Source organism: Acinetobacter sp. YH12096 (assembly GCF_013419215.1).
GTDB lineage: Bacteria > Pseudomonadota > Gammaproteobacteria > Pseudomonadales > Moraxellaceae > Acinetobacter > Acinetobacter amyesii.
The window spans coordinates 15,536-28,015 of record NZ_VPAM01000023.1 but is presented as its reverse complement, the minus strand read 5'-3'; the positions used below and the strand labels follow the sequence as shown (position 1 = coordinate 28,015).

The window sequence follows — 12,480 nt, the reverse complement described above, 5'->3', positions numbered from 1 at the left end:
ATTTCAGTTTAGATCGTCAGTCGATTCATTATTTTGAGAACAACACAATGTATAACAATACTCAGCATACCTTTACGAGCCATGATGGAACATCCTTGTTTTATCAACATTGGGAAAATAGCAGTTTAAAAAGCAACCGTAAGAAAAAAGCGGTGATCTTATTTCATCGTGGCCATGAACATTCGGGACGAATGGCGCATTTGGTCAATGAATTGAATTTGCCTGATTTTGATTTTTTCGCTTGGGATGCGCGAGGTCACGGTAATACTCCTGGTGAACGAGGAGATGCACCGAGCTTTTCTGCATGCGTTCAAGACATTCAATATTTTGTTCAGCATATAGAACAAAATTACCAAATTCGATCAGAAAATATAGCAATTGTAGCTCAAAGCGTTGGTGCTGTTTTAGCCGCGACCTGGGTGCATGATTATGCCCCTAAAATTCGTGCTTTATGCCTTGCCTCGCCTGCATTTGACATCAAACTCTATGTGCCTTTTGCAAAACCTGGCTTAACACTCCTCAACAAATTCGCTGGCAACTTTTTTATTAATAGTTATGTCAAAGCCAAAATGTTGACGCACGATACTGCACGTGCGCAAAGTTATGACACAGACCCAAAAATCGCTCGAGCCATTTCAGTCCGGATGCTGCTGGGGCTATACGCAGCTTCAGATCGAATCGTTAAAGATGCACAAAATATTTTTGTTCCTACTCAAGTCTTATGTTCAGGATCTGACTTCGTGGTGCATCAAAAACCGCAATTGGCGTTTTATCAAAAACTCCCTCATCCATTGAAGGAATTTCACGTCTTAGATGGTTTTTATCATGATACTTTGGGTGAAAAACATCGCAAAATCGCCACAGATAAAATCCATCGCTTTATTCAACAATGTTTTAAACAACCCTATTCCGCACCTAAACTTTTAGATGCAGATAAAATTGGCCCGAGCTGTGCTGTAGCAGAAACCTTAAGTTCAACGCTTCCAAAACACTCTTTAAAACATGCATTTTGGAGCTTAACCAAACAAAATCTTAAAATTGGTAGTCTCTTTTCCAAGGGCTTAAAAATTGGTGAAGAGACAGGATATGACTCTGGCAGCACCTTAGATTTTGTTTATCGAGATCAATCAGAAAGCCAAAATGCTCTTGGTAACATCATCGATCGACAGTATTTAAATGCGATTGGTTGGCGTGGCATTCGCCTTAGAAAACAAAATATTGAAGCGCTATTAACGAAATATGCTTCTAAGTTACATGATGACCAACACGCGGTACGGATTATGGATATTGCTGCAGGCCATGGCCGATATATTTTAGATGCTGTACAAAAACTGCCTGAGCATCCTGAATCCATCCTGCTTAGAGACTATAGCTCGATCAATGTACAAGCAGGTCAAGTAATGATTGAGCAAAGAGGTTTAAGCCAGATTGCCAAATTTGTAGAAGCGGATGCCTTTGATACCACATCACTAGCCAGTGTTGAACCTAAACCGACTTTAGCCGTGGTCTCAGGTTTATACGAATTATTTAGTGATAATGATTTGCTTAGACAGTCTTTAACCGGCTTAAGTCAGGCCATTGAGAAAGATGGTTATCTCATCTACACAGGTCAAATTTGGCATCCGCAACAAGAGTTTATCGCCCGTGCCCTGACCTCACATCGCCAAGGAGATGCATGGGTGATGCGTTTACGCTCACAAGCAGAAATGGATACATTAGTTGAGCAAGCTGGTTTCAAAAAAATCGATCAAGTTATTGATGAGTTTGGTATTTTCACCGTTTCCGTTGCACAAAAAATTTAAGCTTGGACGGTCAATCTTATGCATAAACTGGATACTGAAAAAGGAACTTGGAAATACGGCCTACTGTGTTTGACATTTCTGGCACCTTTTTTCTTCTTAAGTTATGGTTTTGCCAATCAATACGCTGCGGGCTTAGCTTCCGTACCTGTTATCGTCTTTGAATGGGAAAAATATATTCCACTTTGGCCATGGAGTATTGTGCCTTATTGGTCGATTGATCTGTTCTATGGTTTGTCTTTATTACTTTGTTGGAATAAGTTTGAATTAAAACAACATGTACTGCGACTATTTTCAGCACAAATCCTTTCAATCAGCTGCTTTTTACTTTTCCCGCTACGTTTTAGCTTTGAGCGCCCCGAACTCACAGGTTTTTTCGGGCTGTGGTTTGATGTCTTGATGGGCTTTGATAAACCGTTTAATCAAGCACCTTCCCTGCACATTGTGCTACTGGTGATACTTTGGGATTTTTTCCGTCGGCATAGCACAGGTAAGCTAAAATATCTGGTAGATGGTTGGTCCTTTTTGATTGGTCTCTCAGTTCTAACCACTTGGCAGCACCATTTTATAGATATTCCAACAGGTTTATTGGTCGGTGCCTTTTGTTTATGGCTATTCCCGATGGCTGGCTCTGCGCCATGGGTTCAAAATAAACAAAGTCGGCTAAGCTTAAAGCACATTAAAATCGGGATCCTTTATCTGTTTGCTGCCTTATTTTGTAGCGCAATCGCACATGCAAAAGGTTGGTGGCTTTGGCTGCTCTATCCTGCAAGCAGTCTGCTTTTAGTTTCGTTTGCATATTTATTCAATCGACCCCATTTTTTTCAAAAACTCAGTCATGGTGATATGACCATTGCTGCAAAAATATTGTTTGCGCCTTACTTTGTATTTGCTTGGATCAATAGCCGAATCTGGACTTATCGCCATCCTGAAGATTCTAAAATCATCAAAATCAATCAGAGTTATATTTATTTAGGTCGCTATCCGTCCAAACAGGTCATGCAACAATATGATGCTTTACTCGATTGTTGCGCAGAATTGCCCACTTATCCAAAGTGCTCATATGCCCAAAACTTGAGTTTAGACCTGATTCCTTTACAGGCCAATCAGCTGCATCATGCTGTAGAGTCTTTAGAACTATTATTGAACTCTAAAAAAAGTGATGAAGCACAAAACATCTTGGTCTTCTGTGCTTTGGGATATTCACGAAGTAGTGCTGTAGTGGCCGCATTATTATTGAAACAACATCCTGAATATTCAGTCGAAGATGTTTTAAGGATTATTCGCCATAACCGCCCTTGGGTCGTGCTTAAAACACCGCAAATAAAACATTTAAATACTTATCGTTTAAAACTTAAAGGACTTGCACCATGAATTTACAACTTGTGGTGCTATCAAAGTTGTTGCAATCCACCACTGGATTGCTCATTTCAGCTTATGTAGCAGCGATCCTCACGCTCTGGCTCATTATCCAGTTTGGTAATGTGATGCTATTCGATTTGCTATATATATTAATTTGTCTAGTTTTGCTCGGAATACAACATTATTTAAGCCTGAGAATCAAATTTGATTCGGCACTTTTAGCCACTGTCGCTGAATACAGCCAAACTCAAAACCTTGAACAAACCACCAAAGAGTTGGACTTAAGTTTAATCAATCTAAAATTAATGCCTGCAAATAAATGTGGTCGCGCATGGGAGCTGCGTGAATTAGGTTGTCTGGCTTTATTTAAATGGCAGATCTTTGTGCTTTGCTTGCAATACATCGCATTCATCTGCATATTTTTACTGTATAAATAATTCACAATAATTTGAAACCATGCCAAATCCATTAGACACTTCAGGGAATGCTCACTCACCAATGAAAGGTAATTTTTTAAGCCGTTCAATTGCTCGCTATATTGCCTTTCTCACTCGTCGTGGTGCGCGGCTGCTCACGGGTGCGCGGAGTCTATGGGTCGGGTGCAAACCGGTTATGAAACAGCGTATTTATTATGCAAATCATAATAGCCATATCGATTTTATTTTGCTTTGGTCATCACTGCCGACAGATCTCAGACGGAGGACCCGTCCTGTAGCAGCATCAGATTATTGGCTAAAAGATGGCTTTCGACGTTTTCTCATTCAAGATACGTTTACTGGCGTCACTATTCAACGAAATCGAGAGCAAAATCAAGATCCCTTAGAACCGATCAAAACCGTTTTAGCGCAAGGTGACTCAATTATTTTCTTTCCTGAGGGTACTCGAAATTTAAATGATGACGTTGAATTATTAGAGTTTAAAAGCGGCTTATTTCATCTCAAAAATCAATTTCCTGATGTTGAAATCGTACCGGTATGGATCTCAAATTTAAAACGTGTCATGCCTAAAGGCGCGCTTATACCACTCCCCCTATTATCTACCGTTATATTTGGTAAGCCTTTAGAAGCCCATAATGAACAGAGTAAAACTGAGTTTTTAAACTACGCTCAGGATGAATTACTCAAATTAAAAGCATTGGAGTATCAATAATGGAATTCACCAATGCGCAAATGACCTATGTATTGTTTGGTATTTTTGCAGTTATTTTGATTATTGCCTCAACCATTGGCTCAATACTAAAATTTAAAGCGGGTTATGCACCTGCACCAGTTATCGACAATTTAAATGCACGGATCAATGCATGGTGGGTCATGCTGTTGGTACTTGGTGTAGCAATTTCATTAGGCAAAATCGCCTTTGTGATGCTGTTTGCGTTGATTTCACTCTTTGCTTTACGTGAATTTATCAGCTTGCTCCCAACCCGTCGCGGTGATTATCTTCCTTTGCTGATCGCTTTTTATTTTGTCATTCCTTACCAGTATTACTTGGTGTATATCGACTGGTACGGGCTATATTCTATTTTTATTCCGCTGTATGTATTTCTTCTTATCCCTATTGCTACACTTAAAGCCGAAGATACCACGCGATTTTTAGAGCGCAGTTCAAAAATTCAATGGGGTCTGATGATCAGCGTATTCTGTATTTCGCATGTGCCTGCGCTATTAAATCTTAAACTTCCCGGATTTGAAGGTGAAAAAATTTGGCTAGCGATCTGGCTGATCATGGTGGTACAAGCCTCCGATGTCTTACAATATGTCTGTGGCAAGCTATTTGGAAAACACAAAGTCGCACCGATACTTTCACCATCTAAGACCGTAGAAGGATTAATCGGAGGCATTGCTTTAGCCACTGCATTAGGCGTTGCTATGTCATGGCTTACACCCTTTAGCTATCTACAGGCTGCATGTATTGGTTTTATTGTTTGTATATTTGGTTTCTTTGGTGGACTTGTCATGTCAGCCATTAAACGCGATCGTGGTGTAAAAGATTGGGGACAGCTCATCCAAGGCCATGGTGGCATGCTCGACCGAATTGATTCCATCTGCTTTTCAGCACCGATTTTTTTCCACATTTTGCGCTATTGGTGGTCTTAAGAAATGACTAAGTTTTAAACAGAAAATTTGGGATTTTAAATGATGTTACGCACGTAGAATTACTTTTACATTTTAAAGATGATTTTTAAGTCTATTCGACGGAGTCATACATCTAAGGATTGAATAAAGATCTTAGCCTTCGGCTGGAGATACTCTTACGAAGCGTTGTTTCTTATTCGGCAAAATGAGAAGCGTGCTTCATAAGGAAACCATCTTGCGGAGCATTGCTCCTCACCGTAAAAATAGTTCACTAGCGGCAAATTATTCAAAGTATCGCAGAAACATTTTTGATTACAATAAGTCTTGTCTCAAACAATTGCGGATGATGTTGCCGTGTATCGTTCTTTTATTTGAATCAACGTGCGCTTCTGATGTTACTGCGTAGCATCGGTTAATAATACACACAATAAAAAAATCCCAAGCAAACAAGCTTGGGATTCTTCTCATCAGGTATTCGATTTAAACGACTGAAATTGCAAACTTTTTAAAAATACTTGCACGACGTTTAGGATGAATATTGGCTTTAGTTAAATCACCTTGATAGTGATCATAGACACGTTTATCCATCATCTTAAACCAAATAGAGGGTACTAAAGCAGGAATTAGCATAGTGGCATAGCCGCTAGGCAACTCTGGCGCTTCGTCAAAATGTCTTAAAGCCTGAAATGGACGAGTCGGATATGCATGATGGTCTGAATGTCGCTGTAATTGATACAAAAATAGATTGGTCACAATATTATTGTTATTCCAACTATGTTCAGGCATGGTTCGCGCATAACTTCCATCCGGTTTTTGCTCACGCTTCAGGCCATAATGTTCAATATAATTAATAATTTCAAAAAGGCTGATTCCATAAAAGGCCTGTGTAACTAAATACGGTGTCACGCCTTTACCAAACATTTTCAGCATCGAGGCATGAAAACCTGCACTCATCGCCCAACCATGAAACAGTTCATTTTCCTTCGAAAAGAAACTTAAACCTTTACGTTTTAAACGTTGTTTCTCAATCTGCACCGCCGATTTAATTCCACCAAATACAGTGCGTGACCAAAACTCATAAAAAGTTTCGCCCATTTTTGAAGATGCAGGATCTTCAGGCGTTGCCGCACGTTTATGGTGCCCATAAGGATGTTCAATGCGGAAATGGCTATAACCCAAAGGCGCGAGAGTCGCATGTGCCCAATAATGGTCTTTTTTATGTGGTCGATGGCAAAGTTCATGTGCTGTATTTACACCAACACCATTGATGGCACCCATCGAAATCCCAAGTAGAACTTGATCTAATAATGAAACATCTTTACGGGTAACCACATAGCCAGCAAAAGCATTCGCTGCCATTTGCAGTGGAATAAATAATTTGACGATCCGATCATAATAGGGATCATTCACTAAAACTTTGATGTCATCATCTGTCGGGTTATTGGCATCATCACCGATCAGTGCATCTAGTGCAGGAATAATGACATGCAGTAGAAGCGGCCCGCCCATGGCAAATAGTTTTTTTGTCGGTTTTGGACCAAAATGATAACCCGCCAAGATCCCCATACCAATGACTGGTAAACCTGGACTCAATAGCCAACCATAACGTTTTTTATCTAAAACACTACCGATTTTGCTTTCTAACTGAGCGAGCTGCTGTTCATTTAATTTTACTGGTGCATTCATGCGCTAGACTTCCCTAATTACTTCTTCTGTGTTTATATTCGTAAAATATGGGCAGCCAGAACAGTTTTAAGCGTCCAAAAAAACTATGTGATCGTCTTTGGCATTTAAGGATAAATGTTGACCTTTAAGCACATAGTGACCATCTATAAATACAAAATTGATATGAGTAAATATTTGAAATATGGATGCTTTAAGTAAAATTTTTGATGATATTCATCTCCACCGATCTGAATATATTTATTTGAGATCAAAGCATCCTTGGGCTTTTCATTTTCAAGATCACAATGCCATGGTTGCGTATGTGGTGATTCAAGGTCAGTGTGTTTTGCATATAGATCAAGAGCAGGTTTTGCTTGAAGCTGGCGATCTTTGCCTTATTCCCTCAGGGCAAAACCACCACTGCAAATCTATACAGTCTGATGTCTTGGTCGAATCAATAAACATCACGCCACTGTTTCAAGAGCAACGAAATAAAACCATTGAATTAAATTCTGCCGAATCTCATGAAGCAGAAGAATTATTTGTACTAGCGATCCGTGGACATGTCGACAGCATTATGGCAAAGCCTTTAGTGAATGCCCTCCCCACGCTGTTACATACATCACATATCATGAGCAGTACCGCACCGGAATGGTTGCAAATTGGCTTACATTTTCTGGCCGTTGAAGCGCATCAGATCCGTCCAGGCCGTGACAAAATTTTGGATCATTTGGTGAGTATTTTATTTATCGAATGTGTGCGTGATTATATTGCAGCCTTGTCAGATTCAAGCAGTTGGTTGCATGCCTTGAGTCATCCTGAATTATCCAACGCTTTGGCCGCGATTCATGAACAACCGCAGCATGCTTGGACCGTCGAAAGTTTGGCAGAACAATGTTGTATGTCGCGTTCTAAATTTGCCAGTTTATTTACTCAAATGCTCGGTGAATCACCACTCGCCTATTTGCAGCAACATCGTTTGCGACTGGCAACACAGCACTTACAAATGGGGCAACTCACTATTCAGCAAATTGCCCATCGTATAGGTTACTCATCTGAAACGGCATTTAGCCAAACTTTTAAAAAGTTTTACGATTTCACACCGAGCCAGTATCGACAGCAGCATCAGCTCGCAAAAACTGAGTCACCTTAGAGGTTTATTTAACTGACGTTACGCACATAAAAGTAATTTTGCATTTTTAAAATGATTTTTAATTTTATTCGACGGAGTCTTACATCTAGGGATTGAATAAAGGGATTAGCCTTCGGCTGGAGGTACTCTTACGAAACGTTGTTTCTCATTCGGCAAAATGAGAAGCGAAGCTTCGCAAGGAAACCATCTTACGGTGCAATGCACCTCACCAACAAAACTCGTTCACTAGCGTCAAATTACTCAAAGTATCGCAAAAACTTTTTTGATTAGAAGTAGTCCTGCGTCGAACAGTTGCGGATGACGTTACCGTGTATCATACTTTTATTTAAATTAAATTACGCTCCTGATGTTACTGCGTAACATCAGTTATTTAATTTAAAAGCTTTAAAATCGCTTCCACAGGGTTTTCACTGTTGCCTGAAAGCAGTTGTTTATGCATGGTGATGTGCTGCATCACTTGAATTTGCGATTTTTCAACATCCATCAAGCTTTCAATTTCTGCTGCTAATTTTTCAGGCGTTGCATCATGTTGGATGAGTTCCTGAATCACCTTTTTGCCCGCAATAATATTTGGCAATGAATAATACGGAATTTTGATCAGCAATTTCACCACATGGTAAGTCAGCCAATTTAACTTATAAAAGGTCACCATTGGACGGTGTAAAAGCATCGCTTCTAAAGTCGCTGTACCCGAAGCCAAAGCGACAATATTCGATGCGTTCATCACCTGACGGCCAATTTTAGATTCGGTATCGTTGTTTTCCATCAAGCGAACTTTGGCTTGTAATGCTTCAGGGTACTGCTTGAGCAACAATTCGATTTGCTGTTTACGTGCATCATTGATTGCAGGAATCAGGAACACATAGTCTGGATGCTGCTCCGTCAAAATCTGTGCGGCGGACAGTACCAAAGGCCCTAAGCGCTCAATTTCACCGCGACGGCTGCCCGGAAGTACTGCAATGTGTTTTTGATGCTCATCTAAGCCTAACTCGTGTTTAGCCGCAACGAGTGGATTATCTAAAGGCAACTGACTTGCCAATGGATGTCCGACAAATGCAGCCGGAACTTGCCATTTTTGGAAAAACGCTTTTTCGAAAGGAAATAAGCAAAGGACTAAATCGATACTCGCCTTGATGCCATGTACACGGCCTTGTCGCCATGCCCACACAGAAGGGCTGACATATTGCACTGTTTTAATTGGTAGCTGTTTTTGCTTTAAGCTCTTAGATAAACGCAAATTAAAATCCGGTGCATCTATCCCTACAAAAACATCGACAGGGTTTTCAGTCCATTTTTCAACCAGACCATCGCGTACAGCAAAGAGTTTTTTAATATCTTTTAAGACCTCAACAATCCCCATTACCGATAAAATATCCATCGGATAATAGCTATTAAAACCTTCTGCAATCATTTGCGGACCGCCGATGCCTTCAAATTCCGCATCAATCCCTTGCTCTCGAAAACTGCGGATAAGCTTGGCGCCTAATGTATCCCCGGATACTTCCCCAACCACGATGCCAATTTTCAGTTTCCGATTTTGCAAAAGTCTGTCCTTTTAACTCAATGTTCTTTAGCTATAGATTCTATACGAGTCCTTCACAAAGTTAATAGATTTCCAAAAAAAAGCTGCACGTTTTTAATTCAACATTTTAGGAATATTCATCACTGCTATTTAGCTGCTGATTAAAATTTTTCCGCCAATGGTTCGGATTTGTGCCGTATTTATTCTTAAACAATTTACGAAATAGCACTGCGGTATTAAAACCTGCGCTTTCCGCAATTTTATCAATCGAATAATCTGTCACTTCAAGCAATTCAGCCGCATATCGCAGTCTTTCATTGTTTAACCAAGTGACAATAGGCAGCCCTGTTGCATGTTTAAAATGTCTGGTCAGTGTCCTTCTACTCATATTGGAATAATGGCGAAACCTTATCTTTTTAAGGAGTATTAGATTTTGCAGGAATGGACTTTAAGTTCACAGTCGCCTATATCGATAAATAACAAATTGAAGATTAGGAATATAAAATCTACGGTGCGTTTTAGACATTGGATATCTATTTTCAGATCGTCACTCCTTTATATTCTTAATACATGATTTCACTGCAGCATAATCTCCATTTGAACTATCCCCCACGTGAGAAAGCCGAAATCAATAACTTAGCTTATTTAAAATCCATTATTTTCCAAATTAAAACCACTCTTTATCTATTTTTTTCACAAGCAAATCACTAATCGAGACAACGACTTATATCAATTAGTCATAAGATATGCACGTTTTTTGATATTTGGCATTCAGCGATGGTCGGTCCTTTAGAGTTCATTCTGGCAGGTGTAATTGTAGGTTTCTGCGTAGGTATTACCGGCGTTGGCGGTGGTTCATTGATGACCCCGATCCTGATCAGCCTGTATAAAATTGAACCCCATATTGCGATTGGCACAGACCTACTATATGCCGCAATTTCAAAATTTTGTGGTTCTTTAGTTCATGCACGTAAAATGAATATTGTATGGACCATTGTTATTTGGCTTGCAGTCGGCAGTATCCCTGCGTCTTTTGCGACCCATTGGGTACTTGAAAACTTTCTGAGCCAATCGACACATTACAAAACCGTCTTAACCATGTTTTTAGGTTTTATGCTGACGATTACTGGGATCTCAATTATTTTCCGTGGTCATATCGAAAAATTCTTTAATAAATTTCGAAAAACTGATCAGTTGGATGATATGAGTGCTGATCTGGAGCGTATCAATTTCCAAGCTAAAAATAAGCGTGCATATATCATCATCATGGGGATTATTTTAGGCGTATTCGTTACTCTATCGTCTGTTGGTGCAGGTGCCTTCGGTATTATGGCTTTGGTGCTTATGTTCCCGAACTTACCGATGATTCGTATTATCGGCTCTGACGTCGTACATGCCGTGCTTCTTACACTGGTTGCAGGCTTGGGTCATATGAGCTCAGGTAATGTCGATTTTCATTTATTGGGTTGGTTATTGGTGGGTTCTATTCCTGCAATTGTGGTCGGAACTTTAATCAGCTCACGTTTACCTGAAAAAGTCATTCGTAAAGTCTTAGGCATTACCTTGTTTGTTTTAGGCATGAATTTCATCATTAATCCAGTAAAATCAAAACCTGTCGAAAAACCAACAACTGCAATGTTGATCGCACCGACAGTGAATAGTCAGCAGGTTTAAATTAACTGCCCGATTCATCACTTTTTTTTCAGAGACTTATTGATCTTTTTTATAACATTTGAATGCTATATTCATGTTATATTCGGCTCACGAAACAACCTTTTGTATAATCAAACCAGTGACGGCAATGAATACTTTACAGTCAAATTCTATTACCCAAAACGACATTGATGACGTGAATGTAAAAAGCATTCAGCCTCTTGTTACTCCTGCAGAACTAAAAAAAGAGCTACCTCTGACTGAAACTGCCTATCAAACAGTCCTTAAGGGCCGTGAAACTGTACGTAATATTTTAGATGGAAATGACAAACGTCTTTTTGTTGTCATTGGTCCATGTTCAATTCACGACACAGTCGCTGCACATGATTATGCTGACCGTTTAAAAGTTTTAAGCGACAAAATCCAAGATACGATCTATGTCGTGATGCGAGTGTATTTTGAAAAACCACGTACCACTGTGGGTTGGAAAGGTTTAATTAATGACCCTGACATGAACGATTCTTTCAACATCGAAAAAGGCTTACGTATTGGTCGTAAACTTTTACTTGAATTGAATGAAAAAGGTTTGCCTTGTGCAACTGAAGCACTCGATCCAAACTCACCACAGTACTACCAAGATCTTATCTCTTGGTCAGCGATTGGTGCGCGTACCACTGAAAGCCAAACACATCGTGAAATGTCTTCTGGCCTTTCTTCACCTGTGGGCTTTAAAAATGGTACAGATGGCGGTTTAACCGTTGCGACCAATGCCATGCAATCTGTTAAACATGGTCATAGCTTCTTGGGCTTAAGCGACCAAGGTCAAGTTTCTGTTATTCGTACAAGTGGTAACCCTTATGCACACGTTGTACTTCGTGGCGGTAACGGTAAACCAAACTACGACGCAGGTTCTGTTGCAGATGCAGAGGCGGCATTAGCCAAAGCAAAAGTTAGTGGCAAAATCATGATTGATACCAGTCATGCAAACTCAAACAAAGACCCGTACCTACAACCCCTTGTTCTCAAAAATATTACTGAACAAATCCTTGACGGAAACAAGTCAATCGTGGGTATTATGGTAGAAAGTCACTTAAAAGGTGGTCGTCAGGATATTCCTGCCAACCTCTGTGACCTCGAATATGGTAAATCAGTGACTGATGGCTGTATCGATTGGGATACGACTGAAAAAGTCTTGTTAGAGATGCATGAAGCACTTAAAGACGTGTTACCGACACGCTAAGTGAATGAAAAACG

At 39.9% G+C, this 12,480-nt stretch carries 11 protein-coding genes; 8 read left to right on the top strand and 3 right to left on the bottom strand.

What is annotated here, in order from left to right; translation table 11 throughout:
* Window positions 1-47: 47 nt before the first annotated feature.
* The 5 genes from FTU36_RS10780 (at window position 48) to FTU36_RS10760 (ending at window position 5,254) form a co-directional block, all read left to right on the top strand.
* Window positions 48-1,802 carry a bifunctional alpha/beta hydrolase/class I SAM-dependent methyltransferase gene (locus FTU36_RS10780; protein ID WP_180117852.1) on the top strand — a complete coding sequence of 585 codons (1,755 nt, stop codon included), beginning with the start codon at window positions 48-50 and terminating at the stop codon, window positions 1,800-1,802.
* 18 nt (window positions 1,803-1,820) lie between these two features.
* Complete coding sequence (locus tag FTU36_RS10775; protein ID WP_180117851.1) at window positions 1,821-3,173, top strand: phosphatase PAP2/dual specificity phosphatase family protein; 1,353 nt, start codon at window positions 1,821-1,823, stop codon at window positions 3,171-3,173.
* Window positions 3,170-3,598, top strand: coding sequence for a hypothetical protein (locus tag FTU36_RS10770; RefSeq protein ID WP_180007868.1), 429 nt, complete (start codon window positions 3,170-3,172; stop codon window positions 3,596-3,598). The genes FTU36_RS10775 and FTU36_RS10770 overlap by 4 nt, the downstream gene beginning before the upstream one ends.
* 61 nt (window positions 3,599-3,659) lie before the next feature.
* Complete coding sequence (locus tag FTU36_RS10765) at window positions 3,660-4,310, top strand: 1-acyl-sn-glycerol-3-phosphate acyltransferase (RefSeq protein ID WP_180117888.1); 651 nt, start codon at window positions 3,660-3,662, stop codon at window positions 4,308-4,310.
* Window positions 4,310-5,254: a phosphatidate cytidylyltransferase gene (locus FTU36_RS10760; RefSeq protein ID WP_180107193.1), complete on the top strand. Its 945-nt coding sequence runs from the start codon at window positions 4,310-4,312 to the stop codon at window positions 5,252-5,254. Before FTU36_RS10765 ends, FTU36_RS10760 begins: the two co-directional genes overlap by 1 nt.
* 459 nt (window positions 5,255-5,713) lie before the next feature.
* Here FTU36_RS10760 and FTU36_RS10755 read toward each other — a convergent pair whose 3' ends face one another.
* Window positions 5,714-6,919 carry an alkane 1-monooxygenase gene (locus FTU36_RS10755; RefSeq protein ID WP_180117849.1) on the bottom strand — a complete coding sequence of 402 codons (1,206 nt, stop codon included), beginning with the start codon at window positions 6,917-6,919 and terminating at the stop codon, window positions 5,714-5,716.
* Window positions 6,920-7,100: 181 nt separating this feature from the next.
* Here FTU36_RS10755 and FTU36_RS10750 point away from each other — a divergent pair, with 181 nt between their 5' ends.
* Window positions 7,101-8,051, top strand: coding sequence for an AraC family transcriptional regulator (locus tag FTU36_RS10750; RefSeq protein ID WP_180117847.1), 951 nt, complete (start codon window positions 7,101-7,103; stop codon window positions 8,049-8,051).
* A gap of 370 nt (window positions 8,052-8,421) precedes the next feature.
* Here FTU36_RS10750 and lpxB read toward each other — a convergent pair whose 3' ends face one another.
* Both lpxB and FTU36_RS10740 read right to left on the bottom strand, forming a co-directional pair.
* On the bottom strand, window positions 8,422-9,594 hold the full coding sequence (lpxB, locus tag FTU36_RS10745) for a lipid-A-disaccharide synthase (protein WP_180117845.1): 1,173 nt from the start codon (window positions 9,592-9,594) through the stop codon (window positions 8,422-8,424).
* 106 nt (window positions 9,595-9,700) lie between these two features.
* Window positions 9,701-9,961: a helix-turn-helix domain-containing protein gene (locus tag FTU36_RS10740; protein ID WP_180009501.1), complete on the bottom strand. Its 261-nt coding sequence runs from the start codon at window positions 9,959-9,961 to the stop codon at window positions 9,701-9,703.
* A gap of 389 nt (window positions 9,962-10,350) precedes the next feature.
* Between FTU36_RS10740 and FTU36_RS10735 the strand changes: the two genes are divergently transcribed.
* Together FTU36_RS10735 and FTU36_RS10730 are read left to right on the top strand one after the other, a co-directional pair.
* On the top strand, window positions 10,351-11,247 hold the full coding sequence (locus FTU36_RS10735) for a sulfite exporter TauE/SafE family protein (protein WP_180117843.1): 897 nt from the start codon (window positions 10,351-10,353) through the stop codon (window positions 11,245-11,247).
* Window positions 11,248-11,374: 127 nt separating this feature from the next.
* A complete protein-coding gene (locus FTU36_RS10730; protein ID WP_143221612.1) occupies window positions 11,375-12,466 on the top strand; it encodes a 3-deoxy-7-phosphoheptulonate synthase in 1,092 nt (363 codons plus the stop codon).
* Window positions 12,467-12,480 lie beyond the last annotated feature (14 nt).